This is a genomic window from Pandoraea captiosa (genome assembly GCF_902459775.1).
GTDB lineage: Bacteria > Pseudomonadota > Gammaproteobacteria > Burkholderiales > Burkholderiaceae > Pandoraea > Pandoraea captiosa.
In genome coordinates, this window is record NZ_CABPSQ010000011.1 from 1 (window position 1) to 15120 (window position 15120).

Genomic DNA, 15120 nt, shown 5'->3' on the forward strand with positions numbered 1-15120 from the left:
TGATATTTCATAAGCCAATGATTTATAATGAAATTCCCTTCACTAGGGGCACAAGTATCCGCGACGAAAGCGCGTTCTGACCGGTGACGACACCGGTCGGCCGAGTCGTGTCGGGCTCGACGGGTGGCGTCGTATCCGGGTTCGATGGATCGACGGGGTTCGTCGGATCAGTCGGATCCGTCGTGTCGGTCGGATCGGTTGGATCGGTAGGGTCAGTCGGATCGGTGGGATCGGTAGGGTCGGTTGTCTTGTCCACGGTAATGCTGCCGACCGTCACCTTGCCGAGTGTGGCGGACTTGCCTTCGGCAACACTCACTACGCCCAGCTTGTCCTGCACATCGGCAAGCACGACATCGTGCGCGACCGAAACGTGGATCGCCGTGTTGGTGAAATCACTGTTCTCCGACACCTGAATGGCACCGCCACTCACGCCGCCGTCCACCTTCGACAGGCGCGATGTGATCTGCGCGCCGGGCTGCGATGTATACCGCCCCACGACGAGCTTGTTAGTCCCCAAATCGATCTGACCTGCGTTATCGACGCTTTGAACGCCCGCCACAGACTTCGTCAGCGCGATAGCCGCATGTTTGCCGATCGTCACCGCCCCCGAGCCCAGCGCCTTCTCGTGCGCGGCTGTCAGCTTGCCGCCCTGTACGTCGAGCGACGCGACACCGCTCTGGTCGGCCGTCAGCGTCAAATTGCCCGCCCCCACCTTGATCAGACGTGCGCCCGCCGCAACGGACCGGAGGGATGCGTCCGGCACGCGCTTCGGCGTGACGCCTGACGACAAACGCGACGTGCGCCTGCGCGTGACGCTGGCATCCGGTGATTCCGCCACCGGCAGAATCCGGCCGTCGAACGTGTCGTCCAGCCCCAATGCGCCCAACTCTACGACCGTGTCGCCCGTCACCAGATCGCCCTTTCCTGTCAGGGAACCCATGGAGATCTTGCGCTGGCCGCCGTCCGGGGGCGAGTCGATCTGAGCCACGTCGAGCACGCCGTTATCGAGCGCGATGCGTGCCGCGTGAGCGGTGGTCGCGCCGATGAGTTCGACGGTTCCCTCGTTCGTCAGACTGACATTGTCGAGCGCGGAGTGCAGCACGCTCAGGTCGCCGTGCGCGCCGTTGCGAACGTGCGCATTCCCGCCCCGGGATTGCGAGAGAGTGACTTCGCCCATGTTCACGAGCGTCATGTTGCCAAGGTCCGTATCGAGAATCCGAAGGTTGCCGTCACCGCCGTTCGTCACCTGTGCAGATCCGCCATCCACCTCGGTCAATGCGACTAACCCGGTATTGGTCATCTGCATGTCTTCGAGACGCGTGTTCAAAAAGTCGGCGTGGCCTTCCTGATAATTCACGACTTGGCTGGCGCCCATGGAAGCGCCGTTTGCCTTCAGCACGCCCGAGTTTCTGATGGTTGCGTTCGCGGCGCGCGCGCTCTCGAAATGTGCGCTGCCGCCGTCAACGAGGAGCGTGCTCGCACCGGCATCCGAGTCTTTGTCGAAACGAACCTGCCCGCCATCCGACACCGCAATACTCGCATTGCCCGCGCTGGTCCCGGCGTTGAAGACGATCTTTCCCGGGCGGTGCTTCCTTGAGACCTCACCCGCGCCACGCTCGCCAGTGCGATCCCCATCGGTCACTTCGACCGCATCGGCACCTCGTCCGGCCATGAGCGTCACGTTCTGCGCCCCACTGTCGACGCCCCTGCCGTTCGCCACGAAGTTCAGCACGCCGTCGGTCCCCACCGCGATCACGGCTCCCGTGTCCGCTTCGAGCGCATGATGCACGTTCAAGGTACCGCCCGCCACGCCGACGACGTGCCTGGCACCCGGCTTGAATCGGATCGTGCCGACGTCACGAACGCCACCGACGGTGTCCTTCAACGCCTCGGACCAGGGCCCGGACCGTGCAGTCAGTTCCAGTAACGTATCTTTTCCAACGACGCTGGCCCCTTCCGGATATCCGGTATCGAAGTCGGCGTTGAACAGGTTCTCGTCGCGCCATGACAGCGCGGTGAATTTTTCGGGGTCAGGCAATGCCCGGGAGACAAGCTCGTTGGTATTCGCCATTCGACGGAAGGCCGTTTCGTCGGCCTGCTTGATCCGACCGATCCTCGTCTCCAATGCACTTGCCGCCTGGCTCAACGCAAAGGCTTCGTCGCGCACACGGTCGTGCGCCGTTCGGTCGGCAAGATAGACGGACAGCGCTTCCTGCCTTGCCGCCTTGTCGTGCTCGGGCGCGCTCAATACGTCCTTGACCTTCTCGCGAATCTTTTCAAGGTCCTGCTTCCGGAGATCTTTCATCCACGGTTGCACTTCGCTTTCCTTGCCCTTTACACCGATGACACGAATTGCCGTTTCTATTTTTTCAGAATACTCCCGCAGTTTCTCATCGATCTCTGCGATATCGCCGAGATGGGAGATATCCGACAAAATATCCGAATTCATCGATTTCACGGCGGATAAATTATCGAAAATATCGCTTTTCCTGCCAAATTCACTTTTCACATGAGACAGACGATCATTCAGAAATTTAACGACATCGTCTCTCTTGTGGTTCCATGCCGCAATCTCGGCAACGTTGCCCAAGCTCACCGCCGCGTGCGCCGGCAGTCCCATTGCCGCCACCATCGCAGCGGCCGCGAGGCAAATCTTGGATCGATAAAACGTTTTCTCTTTTTTAACTTTCGCCTGCATTCGACAATTTCCCTATTTAATTCGCATTCAACAGCAGCCAATTCGACTGCTTCCTCAACGACGGAAATCACACCGCCGTCAAGACCGCGAATTCTAGAGATGAACTATCGAATTCTGATCGACCTCATCATTTTTTGGTACTTACCCCATAATGACATCAACATTTATGATTGGGGCAATTCTTAATTTTATTGATTTAAAAAACATAGACGATTCCCAAAATATTCTGAATACCCGTCATGAATCGCCCAAAAGTATCGTCAGGTGCGGCACACGCACAACACCGCACCGCCTCCTTTCAGTCACGGCCCACGGTCGCGTGCTACGGGTTTCGCGTGACGGGCGCCCCCTCGAACGGCGAACGCCGTTGCGTTGCTCGCGGCCATAAAAAAACCGTCGCACCCTTTCGGGCACGACGGTTTTTTGCTTGTCCTTACAGCTTTTCCTTACGACCAGTCAGGCCATTGCGCCTGTCCCGCTCGCATGCAGGACCGTCACGCAAACGATCACACGCGACTCAACTTCACGCCACCGGCTTGCGCTTGGGCTTGATATCGGTGCTGTCGATCTCTTCGAGAACGTCGCGGAATTCCGCAATGTCCTCGAAGCTCCGATAGACCGATGCGAAACGGATGTAAGCGATCTTGTCCAGGCGCTTCAACTCGCGCATCACCAACTCGCCGATACGCTGGCTGATCACCTCGCGCTCTGCGCCGGCCAGCAGTTTGTACTCGATGCGCGCGATCGCGGCATCCATCGCTTCGGCGCTCACCGGACGCTTGCGAATCGCCAGCTGCATGCTGGCGCGCACCTTCGCACGATCGTACTCGGCGCGGCTGCCGTCTTTCTTGACGACGACCGGCATCGCCAGTTCGACGCGCTCGTACGTCGTGAAACGCTTGTCGCACGACGGGCATTTCCGGCGCCGCCGGATGGCAGCGCCGTCTTCCGCTTCACGCGAGTCGATGACTTGCGTGTCGTCGTGCCGGCAGAACGGGCAGCGCATGCGTGCGGCGCCTGTGGCTTAGCCGTAGACCGGGAAACGCTTGGTCAACTCGGCCACTTGTGCACGCACACGGGCCAGGTTTTCGGCGTCTTCCGGATTGTCCAGCACGTCGGCGATCAGGTTGCCGACCAGCTCGGCTTCGGCTTCCTTGAAACCGCGCGTGGTCATGGCCGGCGAACCCAGACGCACACCGCTCGTCACGAACGGCTTTTCCGGATCGTTCGGAATCGCGTTCTTGTTGACGGTGATGTGGGCTTCGCCCAGCGCGGCTTCGGCAGCCTTGCCGGTGATGTTCTTGGCGCGCAGATCGACCAGCATGACGTGCGACTCGGTGCGACCCGACACGATGCGCAGGCCGCGCTTGACCAGCGTTTCGGCCATCACGCGAGCGTTCTTGGCGACTTGCTGTTGGTATTCCTTGAATTCCGGCGATGCGGCTTCCTTGAACGCGACGGCCTTACCGGCGATCACGTGCATGAGCGGGCCGCCCTGAATACCCGGGAAGATGGCCGAGTTGATGGCCTTCTCGAACTCCGCCTTCATCAGAATCACACCACCGCGCGGGCCGCGCAGGCTCTTGTGCGTGGTCGTGGTGACGAAGTCGGCGTGCGGCACCGGGTTCGGGTACACACCGGCGGCGATCAGACCGGCGTAGTGCGCCATGTCGACCATGAAATAGGCGCCGACCGACTTGGCGATCTTCGCCATGCGCTCGAAATCGATCTTCAGCGCGAAGGCCGAGGCGCCGGCCACGATCATCTTCGGCTTGTGTTGCTCGGCCAGTTTCTGCGCGGCGTCGTAATCGATGTCTTCGGCTTCGTTCAGGCCATAGCTCACCACGTTGAACCACTTGCCCGACATGTTGACCGGCGAGCCGTGCGTGAGGTGACCACCGTGCGCCAGGCTCATGCCCATGATCGTGTCGCCCGGCTTGAGCATGGCGAAGTACACGCCCTGGTTGGCCTGCGAACCCGAGTTCGGCTGCACGTTGGCGGCTTCCGCGCCGAACAGCGCCTTCACACGGTCGATCGCCAGTTGTTCGACGACGTCGACATACTCGCAACCGCCGTAATAGCGCTTGCCCGGATAACCTTCCGCATACTTGTTGGTCAGTTGCGAACCCTGCGCTTCCATCACGGCCGGGCTGGTGTAGTTTTCCGAAGCGATCAGTTCGATGTGATCTTCCTGACGCTGGTTTTCTTTCTGAATCGCTGCCCAGACGTCGGGATCGACGGAGGCAACGGTAGATTTCGATTTGTCGAACATGGCGGTTCCGTTGAATTGAACAGGTTTTCCGGGAGGGGGATGCTGCGGCGCGCCTTCCTTTGTGCTTCGGAAGACGATAGACAGGGCAGCACCAACCATCACGGCTGCCCAGGCGAACGGCAAATAAGACCCCGGCGCTTCCCGGTGGGTTGCTCCACCTCGGGCGCACAAGGCTGTGCACCCTAATCGCCAGTCACGCGGGGTTTGTGGCGTCGACAGTTTATGCGAGGTTGCGGCGTTAGGCAACCGGCCCGGAACCCGTTGAGACACGTACCACCACCTTGCCGAACGCCCCGCGGCGCAGGTGCGCAAGCGCCTGAGCGAAGTCGGCGAAATCGTAGACGGCGTCGACCACCGGCACGATGCCATGCCGGTCGACCGCCGTCACCAACGCCTCCAGCCCCTGCCGGTGCCCGACGCCAATGCCCTGCACGTGCGCCCGCTTGAGCAGCATCGAATACACGGGCAATCGCAGCGTGTCACCGCCCAGCGTGCCGATCACCGAGACCTTGCCGCCCGGCGCCAGGGCCGTCATGGTCTCGCGCATGTCGCCGCCCGCGAGTTCCAGCACCTGCTCGACCCCCGTGCCCTGCGTCAGCTTGCGGACTTCCTCCGCCCAACCTTCCTGTCGTTGGATGCCATGGGTGACGCCGAGCGCCGCCGCGCGCGCCAGTTTGTCCGCGCTGCCGCTCACCACGATGGCCTTCGCCCCGTGAGCGAGCGCTAGTTGCGCGCCGAACAGCGCCACACCGCCCGTGCCGATGCTCAGCACCGTCTCGCCGGCGACCAGCTTCCGGCCAGTGCCGAAAAGCGCGAACCAGGCGGTCAGCCCTGCGCAGGTGAGCGTTGAGGCGGCCACGTCGTCGAGCGAAGACGGTGCGCGCACCAGCGCCGCCTCGTCGAATACGGCGTATTCACGCAACACGCCCTGCAACGTCCCACCGAAGATCTTCAGCCCCGCCGGCGCCCGTTCGCCATCGAACCAGCGATCCCAGAACGTGTTGACGACGCGCTCGCCAACGCGCACGCGTGTCACGCCGTCGCCTGCCGCGACGACTTCCCCGGCCATGTCCGAGCCGGGCACAAAGGGGAACGACACCGGCAACCCCATGCCGGTATCGATCATCAGGGCGTCACGATAATTGAGCGATACCGCGTTCACCCGAACGAGGACTTCGCCAGGGCCCGGTGTCGGCACGTTCACCGTCGCGCGTTCCAGCGCCGCCTCGCCCAAAGTCGCCATTTGCCATTGTTGCATCGTTGCCATTGCCAGTTCTCCAATCCTTGTATCGACGTTTCCCCAATGGGGATCCCTGTATGTCCGGTGACTCCGGTGACTCCGGTGACTCCGGTGACTCCGGTGACTCCGGTGACTCCGGCAGGCCCCGCCTTCCGACGGACATAGACATGGCTAGCTTATTGGAGAATACTTCGCGGCAGTGATGGCAATTTATCCACGAATTGGCGACTTATGAGAACCAATGAGACCTATACCCCTGACCGGCTTTCGGGCATCTCGGCCTTCGTGGCGGCAGCGGACGCCGGTAGTTTCGCGGGCGCCGCGCAGCGGCTGCATCTCACACGCTCAGCGGTAGCCAAACGTATCGGCCGCCTGGAGGTGCGTCTCGGCGTACGTCTGTTTCATCGCACCACCCGCAGTCAGCACCTGACCGACGAGGGCCAAACGTTCTATCAACGCTGCACGAAGGTGCTCGCAGAGTTGTCGGAAGCCGAGGATGAACTGAGCGCCGGTTCCCAGACCCCCATGGGCAGGCTTCGGGTGACCATGCCCGTGCAGATCGGACGCCAGTGCATCGCGCCGGTGTTGCTGTCACTCGCCAAGGCGCATCCGCAGTTGCGGCTTGAAATGGCGTTCAGCGACCGCCGCATCGATCTGATCGAGGAAGGCTTCGATCTCGCCGTCCGTAGCGGACGTCTGGACGACACACCGGGACTCAAGGCCCGCTCGCTCGGCGAACAGACGATGTTGCTGTGCGCGTCAGGCGCGTACCTCGCGGCCAACGGTACGCCGCAAACGGTTGACGATCTCGCCGACCATGAGCGTCTGATGTACGGGCGCGGCGCCAATCTCTATCAATGGCCTGCCTTGCCAAGACTCCCCGAAGCGTCTGCCGCCACACGCCGCACACCGCGCTTCGTGCTCGACGACCTCGTCGCGCTCGTGCACGCGGCAGAGCAGGGGCTGGGCATTGCCTGCATCCCGCGCTGGGTGGCAATGCAATCGCTCGGCGCCGGGACCCTCGTGCAATTGCTGCCGCAGACCTATGCGCCCGGTACGCCGCTGCATCTGGTCTGGCCCGACACACGGCACCCGTCGCCCAAACTGCGCGCCGCGATCGACGCGCTGGTGAGTGCCACCCCTGCTTTGCTCGGCATGCCTTGATGGCTCGATGGTCCAACCAGGTGCCGGGGCCGAACGGCAACGCTTGACGACGTCACGACATCACGACGTCACCCGAGGGCAACGCCCGCTCAAGTGCCGCTGCGACGCAGGAACGGTTCCTGCTGGGCATCGACGGCCTGGGCGCGGGTGCCGTACATATGCGCCCAGGTTTGCGCTGCCCACGGGCCGCCGAGTAACCGAACGAGGCTGTCGCGCCGCCCCAGAAGGTGGCTCACGAGCGTTTCCGGGTCCAGGACCGGCATATCCCCGTCGAGCGCCGCGCCACTGCCGGTACGCCCCACCCGGCAGGCGGCCTCGATCCACGGCCGGACTTCGCGCGCCGAAAGCCTGCCCAGCCGATACGCCATCTCGGCAGCCACCGCCCGCACGCTCGTGGGATCGCGTAATTCGTCCCCTGCCGTTTTCGTCGATGCATCTCGTGCGAACCCCGCGAGCCGGCGAACGAAAGGGGCGTAGTTTTCGCCATACGGAAATTGCGAGAGATCGGTCAACGCGCCGTCGGGCAATGTGGGGTCGAATGCGGCGGCGTCGCGGCGAAACGTGGATGTCGACGCGGGCAGCGACGGCACCGCCTCTCGCTGCCCGAGCGCGAGGTCATACGCCTGCGCCTTGAGCCGCCCTTGGAATCCGAGATGCAGGCACGCGTCGAAGTCGAGCGACATCGCGCACGGCAGGTCGTTCACGTCCCGCCACACGCCGATGTTTTCCATGAAGACATTGCACATGTCCCAGTTGCCAAGCCACAGTCCGGCAATGTAATGACGTTCCAGCGCACTTTGATAGACGTCAGGCAGCGCCTGACATAGACGCAGACGCATGGCATTGCGATGCGCAAGTGCGTCGGCATACGCGCGCGCCGACGCGTCGCGCAGCGCATGAAACGGCAGCCCCCCGGCATCGGCGAGCACCTGCGCCATGCGCGCCCGCGCGTCAATGGCTTCATCGCGGACGTGGCGCAACCATTGCGGCGCGGGCTGACCCGCACCATCGAAAACGCGCCAGGCGTCGTCGCTCTCGATCCATTCGCCGAGATCCCGATACCCGGACAGAAAGGTGGTCGCGAAATAGACGCGATCGGGCGCGAGCGTGCTGTCGAACGCCTGAGAACATCCCTTGACCAGCATCGCGGTGGGCGTGGCGAGACCGAGCGCGCCGAAGAGCCGTGAGGCGAGCCACGCCTGCGCAGCATGTGCCGGGCTCGGGCATGCCTTGACGACATACTGGGGCGCATCGGCGAGCGGCACGAGCGACATGCGGACCGCGCCCTCGGTACTTCCCAACGCCGGGGCATCGGGCACACGGGTCGCCGACGAGAAGTCGTACGGCCCGATGTCCGGCAACGGTGCGCCGCTTCCGTCATGACCGATCACGGCGCCGAACACGCCCGAGGGCCCCGCTTCAGGCAAGGGGCGAGCATTTGCAGGCGCATCGTTATGCCGCCAATGGTGGTTGAGATCGACTTGAGCCTTGTAGGCGTTGGCACGCATCACGACTCTCCCTGGTCGTAGCACGGGGAAGGAGACGTTGTGCGCCATCCATACGGCACGCGACATGCATCGTGCGCGCGGCAGGCAACGTCGCGAGCTTCGCGAACGTCTCCCGCTTCGCGACGACACGAACGTCGGACTCCCCAATCAAGATCGGCAAATCTTGCTGCGGCACCGCACTTCGAGCTTTCGAAAATGAAGCAATCCCGGACAAAGCGGCCGTGTCCAATCGATGCGCGATTAGCGTGTATTCGCGCGGATTCCGGTGTGATAGGCTCGCCGCATGTCTACGTCCGTCCGAGTCCTTGTCAGCAGTTGCCTGCTGGGTCATCCCGTTCGCTATCACGGCCGCCCTGCCGCCTGTGAAGCCGATGCCGACGCCGTGCTGGCGCGCTGGCGCGCCGCTGGATGGCTCGTGCCCATTTGTCCGGAAGTCGCAGGGGGATTGCCAACCCCACGCCCGCCCGCGGAGATCGAGCACGCCCTGAGCGGCGATGCGGTCTGGCAGCGGCGCGCGCGCGTAATGGATGACACCGGCGCCGACGTCACGGCGCCCTTCCTCGAAGGGGCGCGCCGTGCGCTCGCGCTCGCCCAGCATCACGGCATTCGCATTGCGGTATTGAAAGAGGACAGCCCCTCGTGCGGCAGCGCATCGATCTACGACGGCTCGTTTCGCGGCGCAAAGGTGTCGGGCGAGGGCGTGAGCGCCGCCTGGTTACGGCAGCACGGTATCGAAGTCTTCAGCGAGCACACCATCGCGCTCGCCGATGCGCGACTGCGCAGCCTCTACCGCCTCGACCGCCTCCACCCCGGCACATGAGCGTCAGACGCGCAGCGTTGCACTGCGCGCCCCATGCCAACGTCAAAGTTCGATCTTCGTGCCGAGCACGGCAAGAAACTGTGCAATCCACGCGGGATGTGCGGGCCAGGCCGGCGCGGTCACGAGCTTGCCGTCGGTATGGGCATCGTCGATCGCGATGTCCATGTATTTCCCTCCGGCCAGGCGCACCTCCGGCGCACATGCCGGATAGGCCGAACACTCGCGCCCTTCGATCACACCGGCGGCCGCGAGCAGTTGCGCGCCGTGGCAGATCGCGGCAATCGGCTTGTCGTTTTCCGCAAAATGCCGCACGGCGGCGAGCACCGCGTCGTTGAGCCGCAGATATTCCGGCGCGCGTCCGCCGGGAATGACCAGCGCATCGAAGTCGCTGGGCGAGAGACCGTCGAACGTCGCATTCAGCGTGAAGTCGTGACCACGCTTCTCGCTGTACGTCTGATCGCCCTCGAAATCATGGATGGCGGTACGCACCTTGTCGCCCGCCTTCTTGCCGGGGCACACGACTTCCACGCGATGGCCCACGGCCATGAGCGCCTGTACAGGCACCATCAGTTCGTAGTCTTCGACGTAATCGCCTGCCAACACCAGAATCCGCTTCTTGCCCATGTGGCTCTCCGTTCAGAGAAAAAATGGAAAGGGAAACAGCCCCTCCATGTTACTCAATTCCGGGAATGCCCCCGCCACAACACGGGCAAAAAAAACCGCGTGCCTGAGCACGCGGTGTCAAGTCGGCGCAAAACGCCGTCGGTCAATCGTACGGGACCACGTCAATACGCCGACGCAGTCCTGCTCAGTTCACAACAAGGCGACAGTGTGTCTCGATGCTGGCGACACGCGCGCCTCGGCCATCTCGTCAGTAAGTCTCCAGATGCAGACGCCCTTCCGTCTTCATCCGTTGCCAGAGTGCCTGCCAGTCCAGCCCGGCTTCGCCCGCGATGGTTTGCAGCACCTGCAGCACGCCGTCTTCCATGCCCTTCAACCCGCACACGTAGATGTAGGTGTGATCGTGACGCAGCAACGCGGCAACATCTGCTGCGCGCTCGCGCATCGCGTCCTGCACGTAGCGCCTGGGCTGCCCCGGCGTGCGCGAAAACGCGAGATTGGTATCGATGAAGTCCTTCGGCAAATTCAATAGCGGCCCGAAGTACGGCAGTTCACCTTGCGTGCGCGCACCGAAGAACAACATGAGCTTGCCGGTCGCACCTTTCATGCGCCGCCGACGGCGATACTCCGTCATCGCCCGCATCGGCGCCGCCCCCGTGCCCGTGCAGACCATCAGCAGATGCGAATCGGCATGGTTCGGCATCAGGAACGTGCTGCCGAACGGCCCCATCACGTTGACCACGTCGCCCTTTTTCAGGTCGCACAGGTAGTTCGAACATACGCCGCCGACGGCCTGCCCCTGATGGTCTTTCGTCACCCGTTTGACCGTCAGCGCCAGGTTGTTGTAACCGGGGCGCTCACCGTCGCGAGGCGACGCAATCGAGTACTGCCGGGCATGGTGCGCTCGCCCGTCGGCCGTCGTGCCCGGGGGAATGATGCCGATGGACTGCCCTTCGAGCACCGGAAACGGCTGCTTGCCGAAGTCCAGCACGATGTGGTGGATGTCGCTCTCGGTGCTCGCATCCGTCACACGATAGTTGCCCACCACGCTCGCCTGCACCGGCGCTTTGTGGTTGTACAGATTGACGTAAGGCTTCGCGGCGGACCACGGCGGCACGACCGAGCCCCGCACCAGGTCCGAGCCACCAATGACCGGCGCCGACGCCTCGCTCGTCACGCCAATGCCTGCGGCCCCCGCCCCGCCGCCCGACGCCCCCTGACTGCCTTGCGCGGCCTCGCCGATCGAGCCCTGCCCGGCGAGCGCGTCGTCCTGCACGGGCAGTTCATCCCACGTGAGCTGTTCGTCGACGGGATAGGCTTCGGCCCTGAGCACGTCGCGCCAGTTGTCGATGGCCCCCGTCGGGCAAGGCGAAATACACGCCATGCACCCATTGCACGTGTCCGCGCGCACAACGTAGTTGTTCTCGTCGTGCGTGATCGCGTCGATCGGACACGTCTCCTCGCAGGTATTGCAGCGAATGCAGATCTCCGGATCGATCAGATGCTGCTTCAGGACTTCGACCGGAACGGGGCCGTTCATGATGCTGTCTCCTTGTGGGGATGGCGCTTGCGGCCGCTTAATTGAAACGCACGTACTCGAAGTCGATCGGCTGACGATTGATGCCCAGCGGGGGCGGCGCGATCCAGTTCGCGAACTTGCCCGGCTCGGTCACGCGCCCCATGAGCGACGCGACATACGCGCGGTCCTCCGACGACGGCAGCCACTCGCGCTCATGGGCGGCCCATTCGGTCTCGCTCACGACACGACCGTCCGGCGAAACGCGCACGCCCGCGAACGTGCCGATCTGACGATTGAACGCCTTGTGCGGCACCGTCAGGCGCAAATCGATGCCCGCCTTCTCCAGCACCTTGTTCCAACGGTTCACGCCGGCCACCGAATCCTTGATGTAGTCGTCGCGCAGCACTTCGTTCATGGCGTTGAGCATCGGCACCTCGCGCTCCACGAGCTTGCCGTTGTCTACGTCGAGCAGACGATACATCTGGCCATTGAGCTGGTGATCGTCGTCGCGCTTGCTCTCTTCATAACGTCCCTTCAGACCGGAGCTGTAGAAGATCGCCGCGTTCGACGACTGGTCCGCGCCGAACAGATCGATCGTCACGGAGTAATGGAAGTTGATGTAACGCTGAATCGTCGGCAGATCGATCACACCGGCGGCGCGCAACTTCGAGACGTCGTCCGTCTTCAGTTCGTTCATGACCTGCGCGGTGCGGGCAATCACGCGCGAGACGCCCGACTCGCCCACGAACATGTGATGCGCTTCCTCGGTGAGCATGAACTTCGTGGTGCGCGCGAGCGGATCGAAGCCCGACTCGGCCAGCGCCGAGAGCTGGAACTTGCCGTCGCGGTCGGTGAAGTACGTGAACATGTAGAACGCCAGCCAGTCCGGCGTCTTCTCGTTGAACGCGCCGAGAATACGGGGATTGTCGTCGTCACCCGAGCGACGGCCGAGCAACGCTTCGGCTTCTTCGCGGCCATCGCGACCGAAGTAGCGATGCAGCAGGTAGACCATGGCCCACAGGTGGCGGCCTTCCTCCACGTTCACCTGAAACAGGTTGCGCAGGTCGTACATCGACGGCGCGGTCAGCCCGAGGTGACGCTGCTGCTCGACCGACGCCGGCTCCGTGTCGCCCTGCGTGACGATGATGCGGCGCAGGTTCGCGCGGTGCTCGCCCGGCACTTCCTGCCACGCGGCCTCGCCCTTGTGCTCGCCGAAGTGGATCTTGCGATCGGCCTCGCCCGGCGTGAGGAAGATGCCCCAGCGATAGTCGGGCATCTTCACGTGATCGAAGTGCGCCCAGCCGCTCGGATCGACGCTCACCGCCGTGCGCAGATAGACGTCGAACCCATGCGAGCCTTCCGGCCCCATGTCACCCCACCAGGACAGGAAATTCGGCTGCCACTGTTCGAGCGCGCGTTGCAGCGTGCGGTCGTCCGAGAGGTTGACGTTGTTGGGGATCTTCTCGCTGTAGTTGATCGAAGCCATCGTGGGAATCCTCGTGTCTCGTGCGTATGCTTTGGAAAACCTGCCGGTGCGTGCCGGTGCGTGTCGGAGCGTATCTGTCTGTCTCAAACGCGGTTCAGATCGAACTGCGCCTTGTTGCCCTTGCCGTAGACCTTCAGCGCGCCCTTCTCGCCCACGGCGTTCGGACGGATGAAGATCCAGTTCTGCCACGCGGACAGGCGGCCGAAGATGCGCGTGTTCATCGTCTCCTTGCCGTTAAAGCGCAGGTTCGCTTCCATGCCGGTGAGCGCATCGGGCGACATGGCCGCACGCTCTTCGATGGCGATACGGATTTCGTCCGGCCAGTCCAGATCGTCGACGGCCGCAGTGACCAGACCCAGACGCTCAGCCTCGTCCGGACGCACCGGGCGGCCGATGGTGGCGCGCACGGCCTCCAGTTCGGCGGCATTTTCGTAAAAGCGACGCGCCAGACGCGACTGATCGGTCACCATCGGCAGCAGGCCGAAGTTGACTTCGCTGAGCGTGATGGCCGGCTCGTCCTCTTCGCTTGCAGGCAGCGCGGCCATGTAGGTACGGTCGGCGGCGAATGCGAATTCGGCGAGCGTGCCGGTAAAGCACGAATCCGGTTCGATGAGTGCGAAGAGCGAACGCGAGGACACATCGATACGGGCGAACGTGCGGCGCAGCATGCCGATGGTTTCGCGCACGAACCAGTGATCCCGATGAGCGAGCAACGAGGCATCGGCAGCGAGCACATGCCTGGCATCGCCTTCCGTGCGCAGCAGCCACGTGCCGATGTCGAGCTCGTTGGTACGAAGGTTGAGAATGGCGTCGTCGAGTTCGCGCGCCATCTTGAGCGGCCACCAGTGGATGCCGGCCGCTTCGATACCGGCGATGTCGGACGGCGGCGCAGACTTCGGCGCCCTGACCGTGAGGCTGGCGGTACGATTCGCGCGATCGATCTCCACTTCCACGAATTCGTAACGGATCGCGTCCGGCTCGTCGGTGCGCTCGATGCGGGTGAGCGTCACGCCCTTGCCGCCCGGACGATCGCTGCCCTGCGCGAGTTCCGCCGCGCGCGCGGCCACGGCCTGTGCGAACTGCGCGGGCTTGACCACTTCATCCACGAGACGCCATTGCTTGGCGCGCTCGCCGCGAATGCCTTCGACGATGGTGCAGAAGATGTCCGCGCGGTCGTTGCGCACGTGACGCTTGTCGGTCAGACGCGTGAGGCCGCCGGTGCCCGGCAACACGCCGAGCAACGGCACTTCCGGCAACGCGACCGACGACGAACGGTCGTCCACCAGATAGATCTCGTCGCACGCCAGCGCGAGTTCGTAACCGCCACCGGCACAGGCGCCATTGACGGCGGCAATGAACTTCAGGCCCGAGTGGCGGCTGGAGTCTTCAAGACCGTTACGTGTTTCGTTGGTGAACTTGCAGAAGTTGACCTTCCACGCATGCGAGGAGAGGCCCAGCATGAAGATGTTCGCGCCCGAGCAGAACACGCGGTCCTTGGCGCTCGTGACCACCACCGTCTTGACTTCCGGGTGTTCGAAGCGGATGCGCTGGATGGCGTCGTGCAGCTCGATGTCCACGCCCAGATCGTACGAATTGAGCTTGAGCTTGTAGCCTTCACGAATGCCGCCGTCTTCCGCGATGTCGATGGCAAGCGTTGCCACCGCGCCGTCGAAGCTCAGTTTCCAGTGCTTGTACTGCGTGGGGTCCGTACGGTAGTCGACGTGGGGTTTGCCGAACATGATTGCCTCCAACTCGAATAATGATCTTGTTGAATTGCAATATAGTGCAGCAC

11 protein-coding genes and 1 riboswitch are annotated in these 15120 nt (G+C 63.2%); of the genes, 2 read left to right on the forward strand and 9 right to left on the reverse strand.

What is annotated here, in order from left to right:
- Positions 1–22: 22 nt before the first annotated feature.
- The 4 genes from PCA31118_RS21465 to PCA31118_RS21480 all read right to left on the reverse strand — a co-directional run bounded on the left by PCA31118_RS21465 (position 23) and on the right by PCA31118_RS21480 (position 6228).
- On the reverse strand, positions 23–2698 hold the full coding sequence (locus tag PCA31118_RS21465; protein WP_174990559.1) for a hypothetical protein: 2676 nt from the start codon (positions 2696–2698) through the stop codon (positions 23–25).
- A gap of 523 nt (positions 2699–3221) precedes the next feature.
- Positions 3222–3704, reverse strand: a complete 483-nt coding sequence (gene nrdR / locus PCA31118_RS21470; protein ID WP_044456512.1) for a transcriptional regulator NrdR — start codon at positions 3702–3704, stop codon at positions 3222–3224.
- Between the two features lie 18 nt (positions 3705–3722).
- The gene (gene glyA / locus PCA31118_RS21475) at positions 3723–4970 is read right to left on the reverse strand and encodes a serine hydroxymethyltransferase (protein ID WP_150627041.1); all 1248 of its coding nucleotides are present in this window, start codon (positions 4968–4970) and stop codon (positions 3723–3725) included.
- A gap of 99 nt (positions 4971–5069) precedes the next feature.
- Positions 5070–5177, reverse strand: a riboswitch (ZMP/ZTP riboswitch).
- 31 nt (positions 5178–5208) lie between these two features.
- On the reverse strand, positions 5209–6228 hold the full coding sequence (locus tag PCA31118_RS21480; RefSeq protein WP_150627154.1) for a zinc-dependent alcohol dehydrogenase family protein: 1020 nt from the start codon (positions 6226–6228) through the stop codon (positions 5209–5211).
- A 213-nt stretch (positions 6229–6441) separates the two neighbouring features.
- On the opposite strand from PCA31118_RS21480, the gene PCA31118_RS21485 reads away from it, so the two are divergent.
- Complete coding sequence (locus PCA31118_RS21485; RefSeq protein WP_150627042.1) at positions 6442–7374, forward strand: LysR family transcriptional regulator; 933 nt, start codon at positions 6442–6444, stop codon at positions 7372–7374.
- 89 nt (positions 7375–7463) lie between these two features.
- Here PCA31118_RS21485 and PCA31118_RS21490 read toward each other — a convergent pair whose 3' ends face one another.
- A complete protein-coding gene (locus tag PCA31118_RS21490; protein ID WP_150627043.1) occupies positions 7464–8882 on the reverse strand; it encodes a hypothetical protein in 1419 nt (472 codons plus the stop codon).
- Between the two features lie 283 nt (positions 8883–9165).
- Here PCA31118_RS21490 and PCA31118_RS21495 point away from each other — a divergent pair, with 283 nt between their 5' ends.
- The gene (locus tag PCA31118_RS21495; protein ID WP_150627044.1) at positions 9166–9702 is read left to right on the forward strand and encodes a 2-thiouracil desulfurase family protein; all 537 of its coding nucleotides are present in this window, start codon (positions 9166–9168) and stop codon (positions 9700–9702) included.
- 42 nt (positions 9703–9744) lie between these two features.
- On the opposite strand, the gene PCA31118_RS21500 is transcribed toward PCA31118_RS21495, so the two are convergent.
- The 4 genes from PCA31118_RS21500 to boxC form a co-directional block, all read right to left on the reverse strand.
- Positions 9745–10326, reverse strand: coding sequence for a DJ-1/PfpI family protein (locus tag PCA31118_RS21500; protein ID WP_150627045.1), 582 nt, complete (start codon positions 10324–10326; stop codon positions 9745–9747).
- A gap of 247 nt (positions 10327–10573) precedes the next feature.
- Positions 10574–11863 carry a benzoyl-CoA 2,3-epoxidase subunit BoxA gene (gene boxA, locus PCA31118_RS21505; RefSeq protein ID WP_150627046.1) on the reverse strand — a complete coding sequence of 430 codons (1290 nt, stop codon included), beginning with the start codon at positions 11861–11863 and terminating at the stop codon, positions 10574–10576.
- A gap of 37 nt (positions 11864–11900) precedes the next feature.
- A complete protein-coding gene (gene boxB, locus PCA31118_RS21510) occupies positions 11901–13328 on the reverse strand; it encodes a benzoyl-CoA 2,3-epoxidase subunit BoxB (RefSeq protein ID WP_150627047.1) in 1428 nt (475 codons plus the stop codon).
- Positions 13329–13411: 83 nt separating this feature from the next.
- The gene (gene boxC, locus PCA31118_RS21515; protein ID WP_150627048.1) at positions 13412–15067 is read right to left on the reverse strand and encodes a 2,3-epoxybenzoyl-CoA dihydrolase; all 1656 of its coding nucleotides are present in this window, start codon (positions 15065–15067) and stop codon (positions 13412–13414) included.
- Positions 15068–15120 lie beyond the last annotated feature (53 nt).

Bases quoted from the DNA above. Each gene is read 5' to 3' on its own strand.
- PCA31118_RS21490 (WP_150627043.1), bottom strand. From the start codon at position 8,882: ATGCGTGCCAACGCCTACAAGGCTCAAGTCGATCTCAACCACCATTGG.
- PCA31118_RS21500 (WP_150627045.1), bottom strand. From the start codon at position 10,326: ATGGGCAAGAAGCGGATTCTGGTGTTGGCAGGCGATTACGTCGAAGAC.
- PCA31118_RS21465 (WP_174990559.1), bottom strand. From the start codon at position 2,698: ATGCAGGCGAAAGTTAAAAAAGAGAAAACGTTTTATCGATCCAAGATT.
- glyA (WP_150627041.1), bottom strand. From the start codon at position 4,970: ATGTTCGACAAATCGAAATCTACCGTTGCCTCCGTCGATCCCGACGTC.
- boxB (WP_150627047.1), bottom strand. From the start codon at position 13,328: ATGGCTTCGATCAACTACAGCGAGAAGATCCCCAACAACGTCAACCTC.
- boxA (WP_150627046.1), bottom strand. From the start codon at position 11,863: ATGAACGGCCCCGTTCCGGTCGAAGTCCTGAAGCAGCATCTGATCGAT.
- PCA31118_RS21495 (WP_150627044.1), top strand. From the start codon at position 9,166: ATGTCTACGTCCGTCCGAGTCCTTGTCAGCAGTTGCCTGCTGGGTCAT.
- boxC (WP_150627048.1), bottom strand. From the start codon at position 15,067: ATGTTCGGCAAACCCCACGTCGACTACCGTACGGACCCCACGCAGTAC.
- PCA31118_RS21480 (WP_150627154.1), bottom strand. From the start codon at position 6,228: ATGCAACAATGGCAAATGGCGACTTTGGGCGAGGCGGCGCTGGAACGC.
- nrdR (WP_044456512.1), bottom strand. From the start codon at position 3,704: ATGCGCTGCCCGTTCTGCCGGCACGACGACACGCAAGTCATCGACTCG.
- PCA31118_RS21485 (WP_150627042.1), top strand. From the start codon at position 6,442: ATGAGAACCAATGAGACCTATACCCCTGACCGGCTTTCGGGCATCTCG.